Annotated in this window: 21 protein-coding genes and 1 tRNA gene; 9 read left to right on the top strand and 13 right to left on the bottom strand. The window is 64.7% G+C overall.

What is annotated here, in order from left to right:
- Positions 1 to 134 precede the first annotated feature (134 nt).
- The 3 genes from K8R92_11745 to K8R92_11735 all read right to left on the bottom strand — a co-directional run bounded on the left by K8R92_11745 (position 135) and on the right by K8R92_11735 (position 2539).
- A tRNA-Met gene (locus K8R92_11745) sits at positions 135 to 208 on the bottom strand.
- A 50-nt stretch (positions 209 to 258) separates the two neighbouring features.
- Entirely contained in the window at positions 259 to 1194 is a 936-nt protein-coding gene (locus K8R92_11740; protein MCE9620562.1) for a hypothetical protein, read from the bottom strand.
- Positions 1195 to 1609: 415 nt separating this feature from the next.
- A complete protein-coding gene (locus tag K8R92_11735) occupies positions 1610 to 2539 on the bottom strand; it encodes a hypothetical protein (GenBank protein MCE9620561.1) in 930 nt (309 codons plus the stop codon).
- A gap of 377 nt (positions 2540 to 2916) precedes the next feature.
- On the opposite strand from K8R92_11735, the gene ettA reads away from it, so the two are divergent.
- Together ettA and K8R92_11725 are read left to right on the top strand one after the other, a co-directional pair.
- Positions 2917 to 4620, top strand: coding sequence for an energy-dependent translational throttle protein EttA (gene ettA, locus K8R92_11730; GenBank protein ID MCE9620560.1), 1704 nt, complete (start codon positions 2917 to 2919; stop codon positions 4618 to 4620).
- Between the two features lie 18 nt (positions 4621 to 4638).
- The gene (locus tag K8R92_11725; protein MCE9620559.1) at positions 4639 to 5805 is read left to right on the top strand and encodes a M24 family metallopeptidase; all 1167 of its coding nucleotides are present in this window, start codon (positions 4639 to 4641) and stop codon (positions 5803 to 5805) included.
- A 53-nt stretch (positions 5806 to 5858) separates the two neighbouring features.
- Here K8R92_11725 and K8R92_11720 read toward each other — a convergent pair whose 3' ends face one another.
- The 7 genes from K8R92_11720 to bamA form a co-directional block, all read right to left on the bottom strand.
- A complete protein-coding gene (locus tag K8R92_11720; protein MCE9620558.1) occupies positions 5859 to 6596 on the bottom strand; it encodes a hypothetical protein in 738 nt (245 codons plus the stop codon).
- Positions 6597 to 6612: 16 nt separating this feature from the next.
- Entirely contained in the window at positions 6613 to 7467 is an 855-nt protein-coding gene (lpxA, locus tag K8R92_11715) for an acyl-ACP--UDP-N-acetylglucosamine O-acyltransferase (GenBank protein MCE9620557.1), read from the bottom strand.
- Positions 7468 to 7491: 24 nt separating this feature from the next.
- Positions 7492 to 8859 (bottom strand): UDP-3-O-acyl-N-acetylglucosamine deacetylase, encoded by a 1368-nt coding sequence (gene lpxC, locus K8R92_11710; protein ID MCE9620556.1) that lies wholly within the window; start codon positions 8857 to 8859, stop codon positions 7492 to 7494.
- Complete coding sequence (gene lpxD, locus K8R92_11705; GenBank protein MCE9620555.1) at positions 8856 to 9899, bottom strand: UDP-3-O-(3-hydroxymyristoyl)glucosamine N-acyltransferase; 1044 nt, start codon at positions 9897 to 9899, stop codon at positions 8856 to 8858. Before lpxD (K8R92_11705) ends, lpxC begins: the two co-directional genes overlap by 4 nt.
- Before the next feature lie 13 nt (positions 9900 to 9912).
- Positions 9913 to 10509, bottom strand: coding sequence for an OmpH family outer membrane protein (locus tag K8R92_11700; protein MCE9620554.1), 597 nt, complete (start codon positions 10507 to 10509; stop codon positions 9913 to 9915).
- 54 nt (positions 10510 to 10563) lie between these two features.
- Complete coding sequence (locus K8R92_11695; GenBank protein ID MCE9620553.1) at positions 10564 to 11211, bottom strand: OmpH family outer membrane protein; 648 nt, start codon at positions 11209 to 11211, stop codon at positions 10564 to 10566.
- 73 nt (positions 11212 to 11284) lie between these two features.
- Positions 11285 to 13777: an outer membrane protein assembly factor BamA gene (gene bamA / locus K8R92_11690; protein MCE9620552.1), complete on the bottom strand. Its 2493-nt coding sequence runs from the start codon at positions 13775 to 13777 to the stop codon at positions 11285 to 11287.
- An 86-nt stretch (positions 13778 to 13863) separates the two neighbouring features.
- Here bamA and lpxD (K8R92_11685) point away from each other — a divergent pair, with 86 nt between their 5' ends.
- Together lpxD (K8R92_11685) and gcvT are read left to right on the top strand one after the other, a co-directional pair.
- On the top strand, positions 13864 to 14946 hold the full coding sequence (gene lpxD, locus K8R92_11685) for a UDP-3-O-(3-hydroxymyristoyl)glucosamine N-acyltransferase (protein ID MCE9620551.1): 1083 nt from the start codon (positions 13864 to 13866) through the stop codon (positions 14944 to 14946).
- On the top strand, positions 14943 to 16088 hold the full coding sequence (gcvT, locus tag K8R92_11680) for a glycine cleavage system aminomethyltransferase GcvT (protein ID MCE9620550.1): 1146 nt from the start codon (positions 14943 to 14945) through the stop codon (positions 16086 to 16088). The genes lpxD (K8R92_11685) and gcvT overlap by 4 nt, the downstream gene beginning before the upstream one ends.
- Here gcvT and K8R92_11675 read toward each other — a convergent pair.
- A complete protein-coding gene (locus K8R92_11675) occupies positions 16077 to 17087 on the bottom strand; it encodes a sigma-70 family RNA polymerase sigma factor (protein MCE9620549.1) in 1011 nt (336 codons plus the stop codon). The two genes, gcvT and K8R92_11675, sit on opposite strands and share 12 nt — an antisense overlap.
- 113 nt (positions 17088 to 17200) lie before the next feature.
- Here K8R92_11675 and K8R92_11670 point away from each other — a divergent pair, with 113 nt between their 5' ends.
- The gene (locus K8R92_11670) at positions 17201 to 17941 is read left to right on the top strand and encodes a UvrB/UvrC motif-containing protein (GenBank protein ID MCE9620548.1); all 741 of its coding nucleotides are present in this window, start codon (positions 17201 to 17203) and stop codon (positions 17939 to 17941) included.
- Positions 17938 to 18474: a DUF456 family protein gene (locus tag K8R92_11665; GenBank protein ID MCE9620547.1), complete on the top strand. Its 537-nt coding sequence runs from the start codon at positions 17938 to 17940 to the stop codon at positions 18472 to 18474. Before K8R92_11670 ends, K8R92_11665 begins: the two co-directional genes overlap by 4 nt.
- A gap of 4 nt (positions 18475 to 18478) precedes the next feature.
- Here the strand turns inward: K8R92_11665 and K8R92_11660 are convergent, their stop codons facing one another.
- Positions 18479 to 18877, bottom strand: coding sequence for a hypothetical protein (locus K8R92_11660; protein MCE9620546.1), 399 nt, complete (start codon positions 18875 to 18877; stop codon positions 18479 to 18481).
- A 38-nt stretch (positions 18878 to 18915) separates the two neighbouring features.
- On the opposite strand from K8R92_11660, the gene K8R92_11655 reads away from it, so the two are divergent.
- Both K8R92_11655 and K8R92_11650 read left to right on the top strand, forming a co-directional pair.
- Positions 18916 to 19590, top strand: coding sequence for a tetratricopeptide repeat protein (locus K8R92_11655; protein ID MCE9620545.1), 675 nt, complete (start codon positions 18916 to 18918; stop codon positions 19588 to 19590).
- A 12-nt stretch (positions 19591 to 19602) separates the two neighbouring features.
- Positions 19603 to 20568 carry a metalloregulator ArsR/SmtB family transcription factor gene (locus tag K8R92_11650; protein ID MCE9620544.1) on the top strand — a complete coding sequence of 322 codons (966 nt, stop codon included), beginning with the start codon at positions 19603 to 19605 and terminating at the stop codon, positions 20566 to 20568.
- Positions 20569 to 20667: 99 nt separating this feature from the next.
- Here K8R92_11650 and dnaK read toward each other — a convergent pair whose 3' ends face one another.
- Positions 20668 to 22833 carry a molecular chaperone DnaK gene (gene dnaK / locus K8R92_11645; GenBank protein ID MCE9620543.1) on the bottom strand — a complete coding sequence of 722 codons (2166 nt, stop codon included), beginning with the start codon at positions 22831 to 22833 and terminating at the stop codon, positions 20668 to 20670.
- Between dnaK and K8R92_11640 the strand changes: the two genes are divergently transcribed.
- The gene (locus K8R92_11640) at positions 22785 to 23783 is read left to right on the top strand and encodes a hypothetical protein (GenBank protein ID MCE9620542.1); all 999 of its coding nucleotides are present in this window, start codon (positions 22785 to 22787) and stop codon (positions 23781 to 23783) included. The genes dnaK and K8R92_11640 overlap by 49 nt on opposite strands.
- Positions 23784 to 23787 lie beyond the last annotated feature (4 nt).

Below are 23787 nucleotides of genomic sequence, written 5' to 3'. Positions count from 1 at the left end.
CCGCCTGTGATGTCCCAACTCCAGCCTTGAGTTGAGGCACGCGGCAAAGTGCTGTAAAAACACAAACGCCCCGGCTCTTGCCGAGGCATTCGCATTCAACTTGGGATCGGCCAGTTTCCTGGACCAGATCCGAATAGCGGGGACTGGATTTGAACCAGTGACCTCCGGGTTATGAGCCCGACGAGCTACCAGGCTGCTCTACCCCGCAGTCTTGAGTTCCGCAGGGTAGTCCGCCACGACCCATCCGTCAACGACGAATCAGGCGCGTCGACGGCGACCGGCAAGACCGGCCAAGCCGAGGAGAGCAGCGGCGCCTGGAGCGGGGATGTCGTCGTATGCGAAGAACCCAACATTGTCGATGTCCATGAAGCCAGCGGAGGTGGCCGTGTTGCGGACGGACAGGAAGTCAGCCTCATTGATGATCTGGTCGGTGAGGATGTATCCGTTCGATTGAGGATCAAAAAAGAAGCCCTGCTCGGTACTCAGACCAACGTCCCAGCCCCAGTAGATGAAGCCGGTCCAGCGTTCATACGCGCAGTAGTAGTCATGGCCGACGCCCATGCTGGTCGTGGCGCTACCCGTTGCGAGTGTGAAAGCGTAAGTGCCGGTGGTCGCAGCAGTGCCGGTGTTCAGGTAGGCAAGTCCGCGGATGGAGGGTTGAGTTCCAGTCGCGTAGTTGTCAAAGATGAAACCAGTGGCGGTCTGAGTAACAGTCACATCGTAGGTGCGAAACTGGGTCTGACCCTTCTTGGTCGACAAGGTGTTGGAGAAGCGGGTCAGGTTGAAATCTGCCTCGAAGCCCCCGTTGAAACCCGTGATCGGAGCGTAACCGCCGCCGGCATTGTCCTGCCAAAGCCAGTTTGTAGATGCAGAACTCGTGCCGGACGTCCCCCAGCTGGCTCGCAAATTCTTGTTGCCAGAAGTGGCAGCCGAGATGGCGAACGCGTTGTAGGTGCCGGAACTAAACTGCCACCAGTTGTCCTGGCCCATGGTGCCACCGGTCCGATCGGTGCAGACAACGCCAGTGGTGTAGCTGTTGAAGTCCGCTGAGAAGAGGGAGGTGACGGCCTCGCTACGAGCGCTGCGGGTGCCCATCTGCAGACCGACACCGGAGTGATCAAAGAAATCTGTGCTGCCGGCAGAGGCAGCAGCAGCAATCATGCCGACCGAAAAAAGCGAAAGGGAAATCTTCATGCGGCACGCTCCGGAGTAGCGAATTGTTCAGGTACTTAGGGGAACGGAACAAGTTTGCTTTGCCAGTTTAACCCTTACTCCCTGCAGAATGAAGCATATTGCGATGCAGCCAAGCGATTCTTCTGTTTTGGCTGGATCGAACGCAGCGGGCAAGGCGCTATCACCAAGCGGGTTCGCTATCCCGCGTCGCGGAAAAGGTGGCACCACAAAGCGAGTTTAGCGCAGGGGCGAGTCTGCGAGCCCCGGAGCGTTGTCTGAGCGACTGGTGCCACCTTTTCCGCAGAGCGTTTTCTCTGCGACTGATAGCACCTCGTTCACGAAGCTCGCACCCATGGCAAAAAAGAAGAGAGCCCCCCGACGAATCGGAGGGCTCTCTGAGGTGACAGTATCAGTGAGTGTCTGAGTCCTAAGTAACTCAGGCGCGACGACGACGGCCAGCGAGGCCAGCGAGGCCGAGCAGTGCAGCGGCGCCTGGAGCCGGGCAGTCGTATGCGTAGAACGCAACGTTGTCCAGATCCATGAAGCCAGCGGTGGTAGCCGTGTTGCGGACGGACAGGAAGTCCGCCTCATTCACGACCTGGCCGGTGGCCAAGATGTAGCCCGCTCCGAGCGGATCAAAGAACCAGTTCGTTTCGGTGGCGAGACCAACGTCCCAGCCCCAGTACACGAAACCGGTGCAGCTGTCATACGCGCAGTAGTAGTCATGGCCGACGCCCATGCTGGTCGTCGCGCTACCCGTTGCGAGTGTGAAGGCGTAGGTGCCGGTGGTCGCAGCGGTGCCGGTGTTCAGGTAGGCAAGTCCACGGATGGAGGGTTGAGTTCCAGTCGCGTAATTGTCAAAGATGAAACCAGTGGCGGTCTGCGTGCCGGTCACGTCGTAGGTGCGGAGCTGGGTCTGGCCCTTCTTCGCGGTCAGGGTGTTGGAGAAGCGAGTCAGATTGAAGTCTGCCTCGAAACCCTTGCCTGTGGTGAAGGGGGTGTAACCGCCGCCGGCATTGTCCTGCCAGAGGAAGTTGGTGGCAGCAGCAGCGGCTGAACCGAAGTTCGACCGCATCTTCTTGTTGCCGGAGGTGGCAGCAGAGATGGCGAAGGCGTTGTAGGTGCCGGAGGAGGCCTGCCACCAGCTGTCCTGACCCATCGTGCCACCGGTCAGGTCCGTGCAGACAGCGCCAGTTGTGTAACTGTTGAAGTCTGTGGAGAAGAGGGTGGTGACGGCTTCACTGCGGGAAGCGCGGCTTGCAGACATCTGCAGACCCGAGCCGCTGTGATCAAAGAAATCTGTGCTACCGGCACCAGCGGCTGCGGCAATCATGCCGACAGAAAGAAGTGAAAGGGAAATCTTCATGGGAACAAACTCCGAAAAGGGAACTCAGAACACTTCTAACTGATACAACAGTTAGAAAAAGGGGACGCGTTAAATTGAGGCTCTGAACGAGTGAAAGGGAATTGTTCAGAAACTTCAGGGAACCGACCAAAACTGCTCACGCAGTTCTGCCCTTATCCCGAGTTGAAGGAAACCTACTCCGGCTTTTATGCGATGCAAATAATTGTTAATGAATTTTGAAAATTGTTAAAACCTTTTTTCCGTTTGTTCCGGCGGAGGGCAAAAGTCTTGATTTGACCAAAGCGGCGTAAAAGTTATTGGACATCAATGTCAAAAACAAGCCATTTCACCGGGGTATTTTTGAAAAATTGAATTCGCTAGGATCAAAGCCTCGATTCATGGCAGCTCCATCCACCAGCAGCGAAACCACCCAGATCATCTTTTCGATGACGGGAGTCACCAAGGAAATCGACCGCCGGGTCATCCTGAAGGATGTCTCGCTCTCCTATTACTTCGGCGCCAAGATCGGCGTGCTGGGCTTGAACGGGTCGGGCAAGAGCACGCTGCTCAAGATCATGGCCGGAGTGGACAAGGTCTTCGACGGCAAGGTCTGGAGCGCCAACGGCTACGAGGTGGGCTACCTCGAGCAGGAGCCGCTTCTGGGCGAGACGCGAACCGCGATTGAGATTGTCCGCGAAGGCGCCCAGGCGACCTTCGACCTGCTTGCCGAATATGACCGCCTCAATGAGAAGCTGGCCGAGTCGCTGGACGACGCGGCGATGCAGCGCACCTTGGACCGGCTCGCGGTCGTGCAGGAGCAGCTCGAGAAGTTTGACGCCTGGACCATCGACCACCAACTGGAGATGGCGATGGAGGCCTTGCGCTGCCCGCCTCCGGACCAGCCCATGAACACCTGCTCCGGCGGCGAGAAGCGCCGCGTGGCCCTTTGCCGCTTGCTGCTGAAAAAGCCCGACATCCTGCTGCTGGACGAGCCGACCAACCATCTTGACGCGGAAAGCGTGGACTGGCTGGAGCACCATCTGCAGAACTACAAGGGCACCGTGATCGCGGTGACGCACGACCGTTACTTCCTGGACAACGTCGCCACCTGGATCCTGGAGCTCGACCGGGGCGAGGGCATTCCCTACCGCGGCAACTACACGGGCTGGCTGGAGCAGAAGGAAAAGCGGCTGGCTCTGGAATCGAAGCAGGAAGGTCAGCGGCAACGGGCGCTGGCACGCGAGTTGGATTGGATCCGCAAGAATCCCAAGGGCCGGCAATCCAAGAGCAAGGCCCGCGTGCAGAGTTACGAGCAGATGCTCAACGAGGACGCCAAGGCCAAGATCAAGGAGATCGAGATCTACATTCCGCCGGGGCCGCGGCTGGGCACCGTTGTGGTGGAGGCCATCGGCCTGAGCAAAAGTTTCGGCGACAACCTGCTGCTGGAGGACGCCAACTTCCTGATTCCGCCCGGCGCAGTGGTCGGCATCGTTGGCCCCAACGGCGCCGGCAAGACGACGCTCTTCCGCATGATCACCGGGCAGGACAAGCCGGATGGCGGAACCCTGAAGATCGGCGAGACGGTGAAGCTGGCCTACCTGGAGCAGACCCGCGACACCTTGAGCGACAAGGAGAGCGTCTGGCAGGCGATTTCCGGCGGCGTCGAGGAGATCAAGCTGGGCACCGCCACGGTGAACAGCCGCGCCTACGTCAGCCGCTACGGATTCAGCGGCACGGAACAGCAGAAACTGGTCGGCGTGCTTTCGGGCGGTGAGCGGAACCGCGTTCATCTGGCGCGGATGCTGACCAGCGGCGCAAACGTGATTCTGCTGGATGAACCGACCAATGACATCGACGTGAACACCATGCGGGCGCTGGAGGAGGCCGTGCAGAATTTCGCGGGCACCGTGCTCTGCATCAGCCACGACCGCTGGTTCCTGGACCGCGTGGCCACCCACATCCTGGCCTTCGAAGGCGACAGCAAGGTCTTTTTCTATCCCGGCGGCTGGAGCGAATACGAAGCGGACCACCGCAAGCGCACCGGGGCCACCGTCGACACCATCCCCAAGCGCATCCGCCATCGCAAACTATCGCGCGATTAACGCGATTAAGATGGGGCCATGATCGACAACGACGAAGCCATCGTGATGGGCGGCATTTCGACCACCAACATGACCCTCTTTCACCAGCTGCGCTTCCGCGTGGGCGATCCGCTGGCCTGCGCCGAGGTGGCCACCTCCGGCGGTGGGCGTCGGCGCACCCTGATCGTGCGCGACATCGAGCTCGGTCGCGCCAAGCAGCATGCGCGGGCGGATGTCTTCGCGGTGCCGGGGGACTTCGTGCCGGCGGCGGGCCAGTCGGCGGAGCGCGATGTCGCCACCGCGCAGGCGCTGGCCGAATGCCTGCGCCGCGCCAAGGTCAAGCGCGCCGTGTGCGACCGGACTTTTCCCGCGCTCTTCGCCCACGAGCTGGGCGCCGCGGGCATCGCCCTGCGATGCGACCCCGGGCTCTTTCAATCGGCGCGGCGCAGCAAGGACTCCGCCGAGCGCCAGGCCATGCACGAGGCGCAGTGCATGACCCAGGACGCCATTGAACTGGCATGCCGGATGATTGCGCGGGCGGCGGTCAACGCCAAAGGCGAGCTGCTCCACGAGGGAGCGCCGCTGACCAGCGAGCGGGTGCGCGGCGCGATCGACCAGTTTTTCGCGGCCCGCGGGTATGAAAATCCCCGGTCGATTGTCGCCGGCGGAAAGCAGGGGGCGGACTGCCACCACGACGGCGAGGGCGTGCTGCGCAGCGGTGAACTGGTGATGGTGGACATTTTTCCCAGGTCCAAGGCCAGCGGCTACTGGGGCGACTGCACCCGGACCCTGGTGCATGGAAAGGTTCCGGCGCAGGCCGCCAAGATGCACCAGGCTGTCGTTGCGGCGAAGGCCGCGGCGGTGAAGGCCGCCCGTGTCGGCGCGCTGTGCGGCGACGTGAACGCGGAAACCCTCCGGGTGATCCACGAGCAGGGCTTCAGCAGCGGCACGCCCCCGATGGACGCGCCCGATTCTTGGTGCGGCATGGTGCATGGCACCGGGCATGGCCTGGGCCTTGACGTGCACGAGCCGCCGCTGGTCGACCGCGGAGGCCCGGCGCTGGTGGAGGGCGATGTGATCACCATCGAGCCCGGGCTCTATTCCAAGTCGATCGGCGGAGTGCGCATCGAGGATGCCTATGTCATTGAGGCCGCCGGAGCGCGTCGACTGGGCCGGGCGCTTCCCGAGGGTCTGGACTGGAGTTGAGGACTGGCCCGAGGCGCAGGCGCGTCTGCGGAGGGTGGCTCCACGATCGAGGCTTACTTGCCTTCCTTGTCGATGTCGGTTTCCTCTTCCAGGGCCAGCTCCGCGTCGAGTTCCGACAGCGCCGGAGTCTCGCTTCGCTCGAAGCCTTTTTCAGCCTCGCGGCACATTTCCGCCAGCACCTGGTGCAGGCGCTCATGGTCGGGAACCGCGTCCAGCAGCGACAGGACCGCGTCGATCTGGCGATCCAGATCCATGCCGGTGTCCACGTGGCTCCCCGAGAGGCCCGCGTTGCCCAGCGCCTCCATGGCGCCGACATACCACTTCATGCTCGGCTTCTTGGGATTCTCAGGCGGATCCAGGTAGGCGCGGACCGTCGCCGCGCCGATGGCGACCACCGGCCACTTGCCGCGCAGATTCGGCGGCTCGCAGCAGAGCACGGTCACCGGCTTTTCCTCGCGCAGCGCCGCCAGCCGCAGCCGCCGCGCGTCGGCGCCCACCAGCACCATGGGCATGAGCAGGTAGCTGCCGGATTCGATCTTGATCTCGTCCATGTTGCCGGAATGCAGGATTCGGATCTTCTTCAGGTCCAGCGCCGCCTGCACGCGCTGCCGGCGTGCCTCCTGCAGCGGAAGGCAGATCCGCGCCATGGAACCGAAGTCCTCCGTGCGCCGCGCCATCTCCATGGCCCGCTGCGCCAGCCGCTCGGCCTCGAACCACTTGCCCTTCTTCAGGGCGGCCTCGGCGTTCTCCATCTGCTCCTGCAGGCGCTCGTCTTTCTTGGCTGAACTCATGGCGGGCCTTCGGGGTTTAGTGTTTCTGAACCGTGGAGGCGGCGACCGACGGATGCGAGCGCTTGTCGTCGGGGCGCAGCGCCTCCTGGGCGCGGCCATGCGTTCCCTCGCCGGCCTCGAGCACCGCGTCGCAGACCTCGGCGATGCTGGTGAAATCGGGGAATTCCGCCCGCAATTTCGCCACCTTCTCGACGATGTTGCCGCCGCGATCGCGGAAGAGCCGCTTGTAGGCTTCCTTCATGGAGTCGACTTCCGCGTCGGAGAATCCGCGCCGCTTCATGGCGATGGCGTTGTGCCCGCGCATCTCGGCGGGATTGCCCTCGGCGATCATGTAGGGGGGCACGTCCTTGCTGACCCGCGCCATGGCGCCCAGGAATGCGCAGGTGCCCAGCCGCACGAAGTGGTGCAGGCCGCAGCCGCCGCCCACGTTGACGTAGTCGCACACCGTGACGTGGCCCGCGAGCATGGCGTTGTTGGCCAAGATGACGTGGTTGCCGACCCGGCAGTCGTGGGCGATGTGCACGCAGCCCATGACCAGGTTGTCGCTGCCGATTTTCGTGATGCCGCCGCCGTTGCCGGTGCCGCGGTGGATGGAGGCGAACTCGCGGATCTGGTTGCGGTCGCCGATCTCGAGCGTGGTGCGCTCGCCGGCGAACTTCTTGTCCTGCGGCGGGCCGCCGACGATCGTGAAGGGGTGGAGCACGTTCTCGCGGCCGAGGCGCGTGGAGCGGTCCATGTGCACGTGGCTCACCAGCTCGCTGTCCTCTCCGATTTCGCAGTCGGGGCCGATGACGCACCAGGGTCCGACCGTGACTCCGGAGGCGAGCTTGACCGAAGGATCGATGATGGCGGTGGGATGGATTTTCGTCATAAAGAATGGAGCGTCAAAAAAAGATCAGGCTTCGGTGGAATCGACCATCATAAAGCGAATTTCAGCCTCCGCAGCGGATTTCCCGCCCACGGTGGCCTTGCATTTCAGGGAGGCGGTCCGGGCGTTGGCCCGCACGGTTTCGACCTCGATCACCAGTTGGTCGCCCGGAACCACGGGTTTTCGCAGTTTCACCCGGTCCAGGCTTAAAAGCATGGCGACGCGGCCCGAATGCTCCAGAGTCTGGCTCAAAAGCAAACCGCCCAGCTGGGCCATGGCCTCCACGATGAGCACCCCGGGCATGATGGGTGTGCCGGGATAGTGGCCCTGGAAGAAGGGCTCGTTCATGGTGACGTTCTTCACACCCACGGCGCGGCGGTTCGAGTCGATCTCAACCACGCGGTCCACCAGCAGCATGGGGTAGCGGTGCGGCAGGATCTTCTGGATGGCGCGGGCGTCCAGCGCTTGACCCGCGACCAGGCTCTCGGCCAGGTCTGCGGCCTTCATGGTCCGCAGCAGGCGCTGGCACATCTGTCGGTTGAGTCCGTGGCCGCTGCGGTAGGCGACGATCCGACATTGCACGGGCCGGCCCGCCAGATAGAGGTCGCCCAGCACATCGAGCAGCTTGTGCCGCACCGGCTCGTCGCTGAAGCGAAAAGTATTCTCGATCGGCCCGTTGTCGCCGATCACCAGCGCGTCGCGCACCGAGAGATGGCGACAGAGCCCCGAGGCCCAGATCGCCTCGGCCTCTTCCTGCAGGCTGAAGGTGCGGGCCGGGGCGATGTCGGTGGCGTAGTCGCTGCGCAGCGGGTCGAAGACCTTGGTCTGCCGAGGAATGCGCTGCTCCACCGCGCCGTAGTCCAGGTCGTAGGAAATCTCCATGCCTTCGCTGTCGCGCGGCAGCGCGGCGATCATGGAGTCGGCGTCCTCGACGACGATCGGATCGCGAAGGCGGAAGACCCGGCGGGCGGCGTCCTGCTCCACCAGGCCGGCCTCGACGATGGGCAGCACGAAGGGAAGTGCGCTGCCGTCGCCGCAGGGCAACTCGGGGCCGCGCAGGCGCAGGATCGCGTTGTCCACGCGCAGGCCGGCCAGCGCGCTCATGCAGTGCTCGACCGTGTCGATGGTGGCGTCGCCGCCGCGCAGCGTGGTGCGCCGCGGCCGCGGCAGCACGTGCGTCACCAGGGCGGGAATGGTCACGGGCGGATCGAGGTCGACGCGCTCGAAGATGATCCCGGTTCCCGGCGGCGCCGGCGTGATTTCAAGCACGGCCTCCTCGCCGAGCATCAGGCCCTTGCCGCGCACGGTGGCGGTGCGCGCCAGCGTGTGCTGCGGGTCGGCCGTGGTTCCCCGCAAAGGACCGGAGGGCACGGCGGTGGGGGCCGAAGGCTTCATGATCCCTTCGCCGGATCCTCGAGGAGTTTGCGAAATTTCCGTGACCATTCAGGCAATTTACGGATCGCGGCGATCACACGCAATTCGCTGCGCAGGTCGTGGGCCGGAATCCCGCCCCAAGCCGCCCCCGCCGGAACGTTGTCCATGACAGCGCTTTTGGCCGCCAGGCGGGCGCCGTCGCCGATGGTTTTGTGATCGGCCACGCCGCAATGGCCGCCAATCTGCACTCCATCGCCCACGGTCACGCTTCCCGCCAATCCGGTCAGACCGGCGATGACGGTCATCCGGCCGATGCGGCAACCATGGGCGATCTGGCACAAATTGTCGATTTTTGTTCCCTGACCGACGCGCGTCGAGCCGAACTTGGCCCGGTCGACGCAGGTGTTGGCCCCGATCTCGACATCGTCCTCAAGCACCACGTTGCCGGTGTGTGGAATGCGGACCAGGCTCTTGCCGTCCGCGGCGGGCCGGTAGCCGAAGCCCTCGCTTCCGATCACCGCCGAAGCGTGGATGACCACGCGGTCGCCGAGCACGCAGCGCTCGTCAACCAATGCGTTGGAGTGGATGACGCAATGCTTGCCGAGCGTCGCCTGGGCGCCGATGCGGGCACCCGCGTGCAGAACGCAGCCGTCGCCGACGCGAGCCTGTGCCGCGACGCTGGCGAGCGGACCGATGCGAACTTCCTTTCCCATCACCGCGCCGGGATCGACGACTGCGGAGGGATGGACTCCCATCGCCGGCAACGAGGGTGCGGGGGAGAAAATCTCCAGCACCTTGGCCACAGCGAGGTCGGCGTTGTCGACGCGAATCAACGCTCGCTTCTCCCCGGCGTCGAGCCCGGCCTGGACTCGACGGCCCACGATGGCGATGCGGGCGCGGCTCCGGGGCCAATGCTTGGCGTGGGCGTCGCTGGAAATGAAGGTGGCTTCGTGCTCCGAAGCGTCGGCGAGCGAGGAGAGCCCCGTGAAGGCGATCGACCCGTCGCCTTCCAGCGCGCCGCCCACCAGCGCCGCGAGTTCAGAGCTTGTTCGGGGTTTCAACGCCAACGGTGGGTTACTTCCCTTGTCTCTTGGAGAAATTCTCGTTCATCTTCTTGATCACGACGTCGGTGATGTCGATGGCGGGATTGATCCACAGCATGCGGCGTCCGGAGATCTGCTGCATGATCGGCCGGGTGTCCTTGGCGTCGAAGGGCGGCGTGGCATCGTCGAGGAAGACGGCGTCGATCTGCTGTGCCTTGCAGATGTCCCCCAGCGACGACTTGATCGACTGGTAGGTGTCGCGGATGAGTCGCGACTTCTCCATCTCGAACTTGCGCCGCGAGAAGTCGTCGAAAGCCTTGAAGTTGCCGATGGCCTCCTCGATCTTCTTGGTGGTCTCGTAGAAGCCCGGGGTGTCGGCCTTGAAATTCTCCAGCTCGGCCTGCAGCGATTGCACGCCCTGGCCCAGCTTCTCGTTCTTGGCGTTGAGCTCCTTGGCGGTCTCCTCCAGGCGCTTCTCGCCCGCCTTGTGCTCGTCCAGGCCGGTGTAGAGGCGCTCCAGGTCGACGGTGGCGATGACGGTGGGTTTCTCGTAGGCGTTGAACGCCCACAGCGAGAGGGAGGCGAGCGCGACGAACAGGACGACGGGAAGTGCGGACAAGCGACGCATGCGGTTTCTCCAAAAGTGGGTGACGGGGTCTCGGCGGTGGAACGGGAATCGAAACTATTTCTTGGCCGGGCCGACCGCGGCGGGCGCGGCGGCGCGGGTGTTGTTCATGCGCACGATCAGCTTGTCGCTGACGTCGGTGGTGGGGCTGGCGAAGACGATGTGCCGGCGCCCGATCTGCTCCAGCACCTGCTGGGCCAGCGGCGCCTTGACCTCGCGGCTGGTGACGATGTCATTGGTGCCGTCGTTGACGATGATGTAGTCGTAGCCCTCGCTCTCGGCGAGTTTGGCGCTCTCGTCGCGGAGGTTGCGGTAGATGCTCTGCCACATCAGGCTGTTCTCGCGATCAAGTTCGCCGCCCTTGAGCGCCGCCCACTGCTCCAGCTGGAGCTGCTCCAGCACCACCTGCTCGGCGATCCGCTGCTTTTCGTCGTCGGAGGTCGCGGCCTCGGCCTGCTTGATCTCCGCCTCCAGTTTCTTCTTGCGGCTGTCGGCTTCATCGCGCATCTGGTTCTGCAGGGCGGTGAGCTGCACCTCCCAGTCGGCCTTTTCCTGCAGCTTGTCCAGCACCTTGGCCAGGTTGATGCTGCCGATGCGGGTGGGCTGGGCCGGAGCCGCCGGACGGCTGACGCCCCAGGCGAAGGAGCCGAGTCCGAAAGCGACGAGTGAGGCGATGACGATGGTCTGGATCTGCGTGTTTTTCATGGGGTCTCCTGGGAGACCCGTAGTGTAAGTGCCACGACGGAATTTTGCCCGCGCGGTGCCCAGCGGCCGCGGGCTAGAAAGGCAGCGCCGCGTTGAAGGAGAAGAGCTGCGTCTGGTCGGTGCTTTGCTTCAAGATCGGAAAGCCGAAGTCCAGGGCGATCGGCGCCGGGCCCAGCGCCCCGATGTAGAGGCGCAGACCGACGCCGACGCTCAGCCGGTATTGGCCAAGGCCGATCGGATTGGCGATGTCCCCGGGGTAGCTGTTGCCGGTGACCGTGCCGGAATCCAGGAACGCGACGGCGGTGATGGCGTCCTGGAAGAGCGGCGTCTCGTACTGCGCGCCGGCGAAGAACATGAACTGGCCGCCGATGTTGGTGGCGGGGGCGCCGTTGCCCGGGCCCTGCGTCGTCGGCGGAAAGGAGTCGGGGAAGCCCAGCACCTGGTAGGTCACCGGGCTGATGGTTCGGAAGGCGAAACCTCGCAATGAACTTCCACCCAGATAGAAGCGCTCGAACACCGGCGAACTGTCGCTGGTGATGTATCCGACCTGCGAGTTCAACCGAAGCGTGGTCTTGCGGCCGAGGAAATCCTCGTCGAGGGTGAGGAAGGTGGTGTAGTTGGCCCGGATCATCGGGAAGCTGTAGTCGCCGGCAAACATGCTGGCGGTCACCTCCGTGAGCGAGCCGGAGCCGGGCCGCGTCCGGCTGTCGACGGTGTTGCGCGAGAGCGAGACCGAGAAGACGCCGAACTGGCTTGGGCCGGACTGGTTTGGGGTCGAGCCTGGCGGATTGCCGACGATCACCAGCGGCGTTCCGGCGGCGAAGTCCGTGAGCGCGACCTGCTCCAGGCGCACGTTGGAGCCAAAGGTCCAGAAGTCGCCGAGGCGCCGACCCGTTCCAAAGTAGATAGACGTCCGCTCCTCGGTCCACTGGTCGTAGATGCGGTTGCGGTAGGAGAGGCTGGTGCTGCCGGACCAATCGGTTTCGAAGAGGTGCGGCTCGCCGAAGGAGATCGAGTAGGTGCTCACATCGATGCCGGGCTGGATGGCGATGCTGAAGGTCTGCCCGGCGCCACGGAAGGCGCGGCCCGCGGCGAATTCGCTCAGCGACGTGGGCACGTCGGCGATGTCGAAGTTGTACTGGTTCAGCGAGATTTCGCCGCCGAAGCCCTGGTCGGTGCCGATGGCCAGTCCGAAGTTCACGCTGCCGGTGTTCTTCTCCTTCACCTCCACCAGCACGTCGCGCGACTCGGGATGGTCGGGGTCCGGCTCCTGCGGCGTGACGCGGATGTCGTTGAAGAGGTTGGTGGACTTCAGGCGGACCTCGGTCAGCTCGATCTCGCGGCCGTCCATCGGTCGGCCGGGCTGGAAGCGCACCAGGCGGCGGATGATCTTGTCGCGGGTGATGAAGTTCCCCTGGATGTGCACCAGTCCGGTCTCGAAGCGGTCGCCCTCGGTGATGCTGACCAGCATGTCGACCTCGGCCTCCTCGCCGGAGCGGACGTAGTTGACGTTCACCTTGGCGTCGATGTACCCCATGACGAAGTACGCAGTCTGGATGCTCTTGGTGGTGGAGTCGATGCGGTTCTTCTGGTAGGCGTCGCCGGGCCGCAGCGTCATCAGCGAGCGCAGCTGCTCCGAGGAGAAGACCTTCAGCTGCCCGTCGGAGGTGGTGCTCTCCACGCGCACCGAGCGCAGCCGGTACTCGCGGCCTTCGTCGATCACGAAGACCACCTTGGCCTCCTTCTGGTCGGAGCTCAACTCCACGCGGCGGTCGACGCGCACGTCGACGAAGCCGCGATCCTTGTAGAACTTGTCCAGCGTGGCCACGTCGTCGACCAGCATCTCCTCGTCCAGGTTGCCCTTGCGGAAGAGGAAAACCCAGGGTTTGGTCTTGATTTCCGCGGAGAGCTGCTTGGCCTGGAAGGCGCGGTTGCCCACGAACTCGACCTCCTGGATGCGCACCCGCGGCCCCTCCACGATCTCGAAGATCAGGATGCCGGAATCCTTCAGCTTGTCCTCCTTCACCGTGATCTCCACCAGGTAGTGGCCCTTGCCCCGGTAGAGCTCCTTCATTTTCAGCACGCTCTGCTCCAGCAGGAAGTCGTCGCGCGGCCCGCCGGGATAGAGCGAGATGACAGCGCGCAGCTCCTGGTCGCTGACCGCCTTGTTGCCCACGGTCTGGATGTCCAGCACCAGGCTCTGCTCCACCAGCGTGTAGATCACCTCGACGCTGCCGTCGGCCTGCAGCATCGCCTCCGCCGAGACCGTCTCGAAGTGCCCGAGGCGGTAGAGGCTTGCCACGTCGGCGCGCACCGCCAGCGACTCGAAGGGCTCACCGGCGCCGATGCGCAGATTGTTGCGGATCTCCTGCTCGCTGATCCGGTTGAGGCCCTTGAGCGTCACCAGCGAGATCGGCCGGTCGGCGAAGGTCTGGTCCTCGATGTCCCCGGCCCGGGCCCGCGGCGCGGCCAGGAAGGCGGCGATCAGCAGGAGTGACAGCAGCGGATGTCGCCACGGGATCGGGCGACCACCCGAGCCACGGCGTTGACGGACGGGGCGTTGCATGTCCCGTTCGAGGATAACCATCCCGCTGCGGGATCGCATCCGCGAAGCCCACGCGTGCAACGCGGGTTGTTAGGCTTGGCGCATCGATGCCCATCCGTCTCGACGAGCTTGCCAAAAAAATCGGAGCCACCCTGCACGGCGACGGCGCCATCGAGGTGCATTCCTGCGCCCCGGTCGACCGCGCCAGCGCCGGGCAGGTCAGCTTCGTCGCCAACCAGAAGTACCTGCCCCATCTGGCCACCACCAGCGCCTCGGCGGTGATCGTGGCCGCCGGCGCCGCGGTGCGCCCCGGCGTGGCCCGGCTGGAATCCGCCGATCCCTACTTCTCCTTCCGGCAGGCCATGGTGGTGCTGCATGGATTCCGCAGGCATCCGCAGCCCGGCGGCAGCGCCAAGGGCCGGATCTCCGACCGCGCGACCATCCACCCGGAGGCCGTGCTTGGCGCCGAGTGCGCGGTGCACGCGGGGGCGGTCATCGAGCGCGGCGCCAAGTTGGGTGCCCGCTGCGTCGTCTATCCCAACGCCTACATCGGCGAGCGGGTCTGCATGGGCGACGACTGCATCCTTTATCCGGGCGTCTGCGTCTACGACGGATGCGTGCTGGGCCACCGGGTCACACTGCACGCCAACGCGGTGATCGGCAGCGACGGTTTCGGCTATGCCACGCACCAGGGGCGCCATGAAAAGATTCCCCAGGCCGGGATCGTCGTGCTCGAGGACGATGTGGAGATCGGCTCCTGCTGCGTCATCGAGCGCGCCGCGATGGAGGAGACCCGCGTCGGCGAGGGAACCAAGTTCGCGGATCTGATCTCGATCGGCCACGGCACGCGCATCGGCAAGCATTGCCTGCTGGTGAGCCTGGTGGGCATCAGCGGCAGCGTCGAGATGGGCAACTACGTCGTGCTCGGCGGACAAGTGGGCGTGACCGGGCACCTCGCCATCGGCGACGGCGTGCAGGCGGCGGGCAAGGCCGCCATCCTCACCGACATTCCCGCGGGGCAGAAAGTCGCCGGCGTCCCCGCCATTGAACACAACACCGCCAAGCGCAACTATCTCGTCTTCACCGACCTCTTCGGTATGTCGCGCAAATTGAAGGCTCTTGAGCGCGAAGTCGCAAAGCTCCAGGCGCTGGCGGAAGGCGCAGAAAAATCATCCGAGGAAACCCCATGACCACGGCCACGCTTCTGGAAACCCCGTTCCACGCCATGCACCTGCAGCACCACGCCAAGATGACCGACTTCGCCGGCTGGGACATGCCGCTGCACTTCGGCTCCATTATCGAGGAGCACCGCTGGACGCGATCCTCCGCCGGGTTTTTCGACGTCAGCCACATGGGACGGCTCAAGTTCACCGGCCGCCACGCGCGGCGCTTCCTGGACCGCGTCTGCACGCGCGGCATCCTGGGCATGACCCGCGGCGCGGTGCGCTACGGACTTGTGTTAAACGAGCAGGGCGGCTGCCGCGACGACATCCTGGTGTACTGCCTTGAGGAGGACGAGTACCTGGTGGTGTGCAACGCCTCCAACCGGGCCAAACTGCTGCAGCATTTCGCGCAGCAGAAGGGCGACCTGGCCTTCAAGCTGGAGGACCAGACCGTGTCCACCGCGATGGTGGCGATCCAGGGGCCGAAGGTCATGGAACTGGTGGGATCGATGAGCCGCGAGATCCCCACGCTGAAGCGCTACCGCTTCGTCGAGAAGAGCCTGATGGTCGTGAAGCTGCTGGTGAGCCGCACCGGCTACACCGGCGAGGACGGCGTGGAGATCATCCTGGGCGCGGGCATGGCCAAGCTGGCCCTGGGCATGCTGCTCAAGGACATGGGCGGCGCCTCGAGCGTGGTCAAGCCGTGCGGTCTCGGCGCGCGCGACACGCTGCGCATGGAGGCCGGCATGCCGCTCTACGGGCACGAGATCGACGAGACGGTGGATCCGCTGACGGCCGGACTGGGCTTCGCGGTCAAGATGGACAAAGGCGCCGGCGACGAGCGCGAGGTGCGCTTCATCGGTCAGGACGCGCTGGAAAAATTGGCGAAGCAGGGACTGAAGCAGAAGCTGGTCGGCGTCAAGCTCGAGGGCCGGCGCAGCGCGCGGCAGGGCATGCCTGTGCTCGTCGGCGACAAGGCGGTTGGCCGGATCACCAGCGGATGCCTGAGCCCGACGCTCGACGCGCCGATCGCGATGGCCATCGTGGATCGCGACGCCGCCGAGAAGAAGCCTGCGGTCATGATTGATCTTGGCCGCGAGCGCGCGTCCGCGGTGCTGTGCGAGCTGCCGTTCCACAACCCCACCAAGCCGGGGGCGTCAGCGGTCTGATTTGGGGAGCTTGCTCGGTCGCGACCGGGGCGAAGTCCGGGGCGACCGCGACTTGGAGGCGCCGCCTGGCTCGCAGGGCCGCTTGCCATCCTCGTGCTTCGAGTCGGCATCTTCCGAGTCGCCGTTGGAGAAGCGCAGCGGCTTGTCGTCCATCATCCGCGAGTAGAGCTTCTTCAGCGCATCCACCTCGATCTGACGGACGCGCTCGCGGGTCAGGCCCACCTGCTCGCCGATCTCCTTCAGCGTGAGGGGTTCCTGGCCCTCCAGGCCAAAGCGGAGCCGCAGCACATGGGCGTCGCGGTGGTCGATGGAATCCAGCAGCCGTACGATGACCATGAAATCCTCGCGCGAGCTGATGCGCTCCTCGGGTCCCAGCGTGCGCGTGTCGGTGAAGAGGTCGCTCAGGTTCGGCTCTTCGCCGCCGAAGGACTTGGGGGCCTGGTTGGGGGAGTTGTAGGCGCTGATCGCTTTCTTGACGATGTTGAGCTTGCGGACGGGAATGCCCATCTCCTTGGAGAGCTCCACGATCGAGGGGGGCCGTGAATGCTTGGCCTCGAACTTGCGCGTCTCGACCTTCCAGCGCGAGATCAGCTCCACCATGTAGGCGGGGATGTGAATCGGCTGCTGGGCGTTGATCAGGGTGCGCTTGATCGACTGCTTGATCCACCAGCTCGCGTAGGTGCTGAAGCGGGCGCCCTGGGCGGGGTCGAACCCCTGCGCGGCGCGGATCAGGCCCACGTTGCCCTCCTCCACCAGATCGGAGAGCGAGAGTCCGCGGTGGGAATAGTGCTTGGAGATGCTGATCACCAGCCGCAGGTTCGACTTGATCATCAAGTCGATCGACTCGGTGCGCACCTTGGTCTGCAGCGGGTCGCAGTCGTCGCAGTTGTTGACAATCTTCCAACCGAGGATCTTCTCCTCGTCGGGAGTCAACAGTGGCGTCTCACCAATTTGACGCATGTACGTTTGCAGATCGGATGAAGCAAATACTCTCGGCATAACTTCTTTTCGAAAGGGGGGTCCCAGCCACTCGAGTCGGTCATCATAGTTGTCGGACCCCCGGCAATGCCACCCCCAAAAAAATTATTTTTCGCCGAGCTACCATGATCCGCGTGTCGAGCACCGACGATCTGACCCCGATTTTGAAGGCGTGGTCGTGGCAATCCGGACAATTCGGCGTCCGCACCCTGACCGGCCACGACGGACGGCTGCTGATCCAGGTCCGGCTCGAGCTCGGCGTGATTCAGATGGAAGCGGACGGCCGTCCCGACGGAATCGCGCAGGGGGGATTCGGTTCGGTCCTCGACCGCGTCCGGTCGCAGGCGGGTGGAAGCGGGACGCCTCTGTCGGAGGATGACGCTTCGGATCTGGCTGGGGAGATCCTGCTGTTTCGCCAGCGCTCGATCGCCGGCGCCGTGCTGGAACTCTGGCCGCGGGTCCGCCGCGACGCGCTGCACAACATCGAGTGTCTTGAGCTGCTGTGGACGCGATCGGCGGGAGCCCAAGACCGTCTGCGCTTCGAATCGTGGCGCCCCAACGAGATCAAGATGCAGGCCCGGGCCGAAACCGCGATCGCCCTCGCGTCGGGGCGCAAGGCGGACGCCTGCCTGGCCATCGATCGCGGCTTGGAGGCTCTGGCCCGGGCTTTTGCCCGGTCGGGCAACACGGACGCATTCGAGCGGTCGATCGAGGCCCAGTATTTGCGCGGATTGCGCGAGTCACTCACGCTGAAGCTTCCGGCGAGCCAGCGGCTGGAGTTGGAGCGGCGGATGCACGTCGCCATCCGCCAGGAGAACTTCGAGCTGGCGGCGATTCTCCGCGACGAGCTCCGCCAGTTGGGGCACGCCTCTTGATCTGGGTCCAGTACATCGCGGCGTCGATCTTCACCCTTTTCGGCGTGGTCTGCGTCGTGGTCACGCCGCTGGGCATACCCGGAACCTGGATCCTGATTGGGGTCGCGGGAAGCGCCGACCTGGCGTCCGCGTGGTGGATGCCGGACCGGCCGATTCCCTTTCCGCTGCAGGCCCTGGTCATCGCCTCCATCGTCGGCGCCGCCGGCGAGATTCTGGAATTCGTCGCCGGAGCGCTGGGCGCCAAGGCGGGGGGCGCCTCGAGCAAGGGAGCCATGGGCAGTCTCATCGGAAGCCTCGTCGGCCTGGTCATCGGCACCATCGTGATTCCGATTCCCCTCGCGGGCTCCGCCATCGGCGCCATCGCCGGCGCCGTCGTCGGCGCGATCGTCGGCGAGCGGATGCACGGACGCGAGATCAAGGACTCGCTCAAGCCGGCCACGGGCGCCGCGGTCGGCCGCATCCTCGGGGCGCTCTCGAAGGCGCCCTTCGCGCTCATTGTGTGGGCGCTCCTTGCCTGGGAAGCGTTCGCTTAGCGATTCAAAATTCGAGCACGCGGGTCAGGCGGTCGCCCTCGAGGATCACGCGCATCGGTTCGGCGCCATCGAATCGAAGCACGAATCTTCGGCACGCCTTCGAACCCACCGGGCCCGCGCATTCCTCGGCGAAGCCGCGGGCCACGGGCTCGACGCGGCCGCGGTTGCGATCCAGATCTCGGGGCGCGTCCAGTGTGAGGTAGAGCCCGCGGTGCGAGGGGAGTTCCTCCACCCGCATGTGCTCCCCGCATTCCAGTTGCGTGAGCGGCCTGGGGCATCTCCAGCAATGCGCGTCTGGGCCATCGGCCCCGATTTTTTCGCGGGCCACAAGCCAGTCGAAATGGTGCCGCCCGTCGGCGGTCGTGTGGCGGAGGAGGGCGGTCGCAAGGGGGTCCATGGGCATCACGCTGTTCAAGGGAAGACCTTATCATCCCGACTCCCATGAATCGCTTCGCCGCCATCATCGTCCCCACGCTGCTCGCCGCTCCGCTCCTGGTCGGGTGCAGCGCCACGCCGCCCATCGAGAGCACGACCGCCGAGGCGCAGCACTTCATTGACTTCAATCAGTGCCGCGAGGCCGCGGACCTGATCCGTCCCGTCGTGGAGAAGTGGCCCGGCGAATGGAAGGCGCAATTGATCTACGGTCGCGCGGAGCTCTGCCTGGGCGACCTGCCCGAGGCGCGGCACGCGCTCGAGGCCGCCAACGCGCGCAAGCCCGACAACATGGAGGTCGTCTTCGCTTTGGCGGACTGCATGGAGCGGCAGAAGGACATCCCCGAGCTCTACCAGCTGCTGCGCAACGCGGGCGCCGAGTTCCGCAGCGCGGAGGCCTACGTCAAGCTCGCACAGATCGCCGACAGCGTGGGCGACATGGATTCGGAGAAGACGGCTTTGCTGGCGGCGATCGAGCTCGACGAGGGCTACGGCATGAAGCGCATCATCAGCCCCTACCTGCAGATGGCCGCGCTTCAGGAGAAGCTTGGCGATCAAGCCGACGCGCTGCGCCGGCTGCGTCAGGCCTACGGCGTGAACCCCGACGATCCCAGGGTGCAATCCCTGCTGCTGGCGCGCGGTCAAGTGCTTGGACCCACGCTGGCCCTGCCGGGCGGCATTTGACACCGTGATGCAATGAGCCGGCGCAACCCACGCGACGCTGGGGATTCCGATCGCCTGCTGAGCCAATTGGCGGCGCTGGGGGATGTGGTGCGGCTGCGCATGCTGCGGCTTCTTGCCGAGGAGGAATTGAGCGTGGGCGAGCTCGCGCGCATCCTGCAGGTGCCCCAGAGCACCGCCAGCCGCCATCTCAAGCCGCTGCTGGACGGGGGCTGGATTGCGCGGCGCAGCGAGGGCACCGCGGGGCTCTACCGCATGGCCACGTCCACCATGCCCGACGATTCCAAGGCCCTGTGGGAGGTGGCCCGGCAGGGCATCCAGTCCCATCCGGAAGTCGTGCAGGACCGGGAGCGGCTCGCCAGCGTGCTCTCCTCGCGGCGCGTGGACAGCGAAGCTTTCTTCGGACGGGTCGCGGGAGAATGGAGCGACGTTCGGCAAAAACTTTTCGGAACCCGCGCGACGCACGAGGCGCTGCTGGATCTTCTGGACCCCGCAACCGAGGTCGCGGACCTGGGCTGCGGCACCGGCGAGGCGAGCGAGGCGCTGGCCGGACTGGTGCGCAAGGTCATCGCGGTGGATCGCGAGAAGTCCATGCTCGACGCGGCCCAGAAGCGACTTGCCCAGGCCGGCACCGTCGAGTTCCGACGCGGATCCTTCGAGGCGCTGCCCCTGAAAAACGGCGAAGTGGACCTGGCCGTCGCCATGCTCGTGCTGCACCACATTGCGGACATCGACAGGGCCCTGCGCGAGGCGGCCCGAGCCCTCAAGCCGCAGGGACGCCTTTTCATCGTGGACATGGTGCCGCATGATCGGCGCTCCTACGCGGCCAGCATGGGCCACGTGCACCTTGGATTTTCCGCGGAGGCCATTCGGCGCCACGCCAAGTCGGCCGGATTTGAGCTGCTGCGCTACCGGCGCCTCGCCCCGGATCCGGTCGCCACGGGTCCGGGCCTGTTCGCGGCGCTGCTGCGGCGCTCGTGAGTTTGATCCAGGCACACTCCGCACATCGCTTCAAAAAAACAACCGCAGAGGAGAGGCTCCTCTGCGGATGTCACTCCAATTTAGATCTTCAGGACCGGACTAGTTCTGGTCCTTCACTTCGAATTCGGCGTCGATGACGTCGTCCTTCTTGCCGCCCTCGGGCTTCGCGGCGGAGTCGCCTCCGCCCTTGGCTCCGGCGGCCGTGGCTTCGTACACCGCCTTCCCAAGTTCCATGGCGGAATCGTTGAGATTCTTCATGGCGGCCTGGATGGAGGACTTGTCCTCGCCCTTGAGCTTGTCCTCGAGGTTGGACAGGGCGCTCTCGACCTTGCCGCGGCTCTCCTGCGAAATCTTGCCGCCGTGCTCCTCCAGGCTCTTCTTGGTGGAGTACACCAGCGACTCACCTTGGTTGCGCAGATCGATCAGCTCGCGTCGGTTCTTGTCAGCCGCGGCGTTCTGCTCCGCCTCCTTGCGCATGCGCTCCACCTCTTCCTTGCTCAGGCCGCTCGATCCGGTGATGCGGATCTCCTGCTTCTTGCCGGTGGCCTTGTCGGTGGCCGTTACGTTGAGGATGCCGTTGGCGTCGATGGCGAATTCCACCTCGATCTGAGGCAGGCCTCGCGGTGCCGGGGCGATCCCGCTCAGGTCGAAGCGTCCCAGGCTGCGGTTGTCCGCGGCGAACTCGCGCTCGCCCTGCATCACGTGGATCGTGACGCTGGTCTGGTTGTCCGCGGCCGTCGAGAAGGTCTCCTTCTTGCTGGTCGGAATCGTGGTGTTGTGCTGGATCAGCTTGGTCATCACACCGCCGAGCGTTTCCACGCCCAGCGAGAGCGGCGTCACGTCGAGCAGCAGCACGTCCTTCACGTCGCCCTGCAGCACCGCGCCCTGGATGGCGGCGCCGATGGCGACCACCTCGTCGGGATTGATGCTGCGGTCCAGCTCCTGGGTCTGGAAAATGTCCTTGGCGATGTCCTGGACCTTGGGAATGCGGATCGATCCGCCGACCATCACGACTTCCTGAATTTCCTTCGCCGTCAGCTTGGCGTCGCGCAGCGCGGACTCGCAGGGGCCGCGCAGCCGGTCGAAGAGGTCCTTGCAGAGATCCTCGAAGCGCGAGCGGGTGACGGTGACCTGCAGATGGCGCGGGCCGTTCTGGTCCGCCGTGATGAAGGGCAAATTGACCACGGTCTCCAACTGGCTGGAGAGCTCGATCTTGGCCTTCTCGGCCGCTTCCTTCAGCCGCTGCAGGGCCATGGGATCCTTGCGGACGTCGATGCCTTCCTTCTTGCGGAATTCCTCGGCGATGTAGTCGATCAGTCGCTGATCGAAGTCATCTCCGCCCAGGTGGCCGTCGCCGTTGGTGCCGAGCACCTCGAAGACGCCGTCGCCGATGTCCAGGATGCTGACGTCGAAGGTTCCACCACCGAGATCGAAGACCGCGATGCGGGAGTTCTTTTTCTTCTCAAGGCCATAGGCCAGCGCCGCCGCGGTCGGCTCGTTGATGATGCGCTCCACCTTCAGGCCGGCGATTTCGCCGGCGTCCTTGGTCGCCTGCCGCTGGCTGTCGTTGAAATAGGCCGGCACGGTGATGACCGCGCGATCCACCTTCTCGCCCAGGTAGTCCTCGGCGACCTTCTTCAGTTCCTGCAAGATCATGGCGCTGATTTCCGGGGGCGTGTACGCCTTGCCGCGGATGTCGACCTTGACCAGGTCCTGCGGGCCGCCGGTCACGGTGTAGGGCACCATCTTTTCCTCGCCCTCCACCTCGACATGGCGCCGCCCCATGAAGCGCTTGATGCTGAAGACGGTGTTCTTCGGGTTGGTGACCTGCTGGTGCCGCGCGGGCTGCCCCACCAGGCGCTCGCCCTTTTCGGTGAATCCCACCACGCTGGGCGTCGTGCGGCTTCCCGAGGCGTTGATCAGCACCTTCGGCTGTCCGCCCTCCATGATCGAGACGCACGAGTTGGTTGTTCCCAAGTCAATTCCAATAATTTTTCCAGCCATTTGAATTTTCCTTTTCTGTCCAGGATCCGATCCCGGGCAGTTTCCTAGTGCAAGGGCGATGCCAAACGCTCTAGAATCGATCCGTTGCGAGGAGAAGGCCTGTTGCAACGCGGTTTGTGAACCGATAAAGGGGTCATGCCGATGCCAGACCAATTGCGGGATCGCCCACGGGGCCGCTGTTCTGCCAATTCGACACCCTTTGGAATCCAGGCATGACGCAGGAGGTCGCGGGATCGACGGCGGCGCCTCTTCGGAAGTCATCCATCCTTCTGAATGTGGCGGTCTGGACTCTCGACGCATTGTGGTTTTTTCTTTTCGCATCATGGCTGACGGGCAGGATCGCCGGCGATCGAACCATCGTGCTGCAGTGGGTCTCCTGGATTCCAACCCTTGGCGTGGTCGCGACCGGGTTGATTTGGCTGGCGTGCAGGGCGGGATTTCGTCGCCGCGATCGCCGGCGGCGCTGGGGCGGTTTGGCGTGCGTTGCGATCACCATCGGCGCCGCGGTTCGCAATGAGTGGCGACCCTGGTCGAGCGCTCCGCCGGCCTCGCCGCAGGATCTCCGGATCGTGCAATGGAACACGGACTATCCAAGCGGCAACGATTCGCTGAGCGAGGCGGCGCTGGCCAACCTGGAGGCGGATATTTTCCTGATCAGCAATCGCGGTTCGATCACGGCCCAGGAACGCGCCCGCACCTGGGCAGGCCCGGACTACTCGGTCGCCGGCGCCGGATTGTTCGCCTGCGTCACGCGTTTCCCCGTCGAGGAGGCGCGCACGGTCGCCGTGGGAGGCCAGGGCCGTGACCTGGTGTGGATCGCGAAGTTCACGCTTCGCCCGCCCTCGTGGGGGGCGCGGCCGCTGCGCATCGCGATGATCGACCTTCCCAGCAAGCCCTCATTGCCCAGGGCCGAGGTGACTCGTGAACTGATCGCGGACATTCAACGCGGCGGACTGGGGGAGGTCGACCTGGTCGCCGGCGATTTCAACGCCCTGCCGGGAAGTTCGACGGTCCTGAAGGTCTTCCCCAATTTTCACGACTCCTGGGAGGAGGCCGGCAGCGGAATCCGCAACTCATGGCCGCGCAAGTTTCCGCTGTGGTCAATCGATCATGTGCTGTTGTCGCCGGAACTGCAGGCCGTGCAGAGCACCACCCGGGACCCCGGCACGTCGAAACACAGGATGAATGTGCTGATCCTGCGGCCGAGATGACTCA

The sequence above is a fragment of the Planctomycetota bacterium genome (assembly GCA_021414025.1).
Lineage (GTDB): Bacteria > Planctomycetota > Phycisphaerae > Phycisphaerales > SM1A02 > SYAC01.
This window is presented reverse-complemented; position numbering and strand designations above follow the sequence as displayed.

Coding starts and splice junctions, on each gene's coding strand:
- K8R92_11695 (MCE9620553.1), bottom strand. CDS start 11,211: ATGAAAAACACGCAGATCCAGACCATCGTCATCGCCTCACTCGTCGCT.
- K8R92_11650 (MCE9620544.1), top strand. CDS start 19,603: ATGAGCCGGCGCAACCCACGCGACGCTGGGGATTCCGATCGCCTGCTG.
- K8R92_11675 (MCE9620549.1), bottom strand. CDS start 17,087: ATGCCGAGAGTATTTGCTTCATCCGATCTGCAAACGTACATGCGTCAA.
- bamA (MCE9620552.1), bottom strand. CDS start 13,777: ATGCAACGCCCCGTCCGTCAACGCCGTGGCTCGGGTGGTCGCCCGATC.
- K8R92_11720 (MCE9620558.1), bottom strand. CDS start 6,596: ATGAGTTCAGCCAAGAAAGACGAGCGCCTGCAGGAGCAGATGGAGAAC.
- lpxA (MCE9620557.1), bottom strand. CDS start 7,467: ATGACGAAAATCCATCCCACCGCCATCATCGATCCTTCGGTCAAGCTC.
- lpxD (MCE9620551.1), top strand. CDS start 13,864: ATGCCCATCCGTCTCGACGAGCTTGCCAAAAAAATCGGAGCCACCCTG.
- K8R92_11740 (MCE9620562.1), bottom strand. CDS start 1,194: ATGAAGATTTCCCTTTCGCTTTTTTCGGTCGGCATGATTGCTGCTGCT.
- K8R92_11725 (MCE9620559.1), top strand. CDS start 4,639: ATGATCGACAACGACGAAGCCATCGTGATGGGCGGCATTTCGACCACC.
- K8R92_11660 (MCE9620546.1), bottom strand. CDS start 18,877: ATGCCCATGGACCCCCTTGCGACCGCCCTCCTCCGCCACACGACCGCC.
- gcvT (MCE9620550.1), top strand. CDS start 14,943: ATGACCACGGCCACGCTTCTGGAAACCCCGTTCCACGCCATGCACCTG.
- ettA (MCE9620560.1), top strand. CDS start 2,917: ATGGCAGCTCCATCCACCAGCAGCGAAACCACCCAGATCATCTTTTCG.
- lpxC (MCE9620556.1), bottom strand. CDS start 8,859: ATGAAGCCTTCGGCCCCCACCGCCGTGCCCTCCGGTCCTTTGCGGGGA.
- K8R92_11700 (MCE9620554.1), bottom strand. CDS start 10,509: ATGCGTCGCTTGTCCGCACTTCCCGTCGTCCTGTTCGTCGCGCTCGCC.
- dnaK (MCE9620543.1), bottom strand. CDS start 22,833: ATGACTTCCGAAGAGGCGCCGCCGTCGATCCCGCGACCTCCTGCGTCA.
- K8R92_11735 (MCE9620561.1), bottom strand. CDS start 2,539: ATGAAGATTTCCCTTTCACTTCTTTCTGTCGGCATGATTGCCGCAGCC.
- K8R92_11655 (MCE9620545.1), top strand. CDS start 18,916: ATGAATCGCTTCGCCGCCATCATCGTCCCCACGCTGCTCGCCGCTCCG.
- K8R92_11640 (MCE9620542.1), top strand. CDS start 22,785: ATGACGCAGGAGGTCGCGGGATCGACGGCGGCGCCTCTTCGGAAGTCA.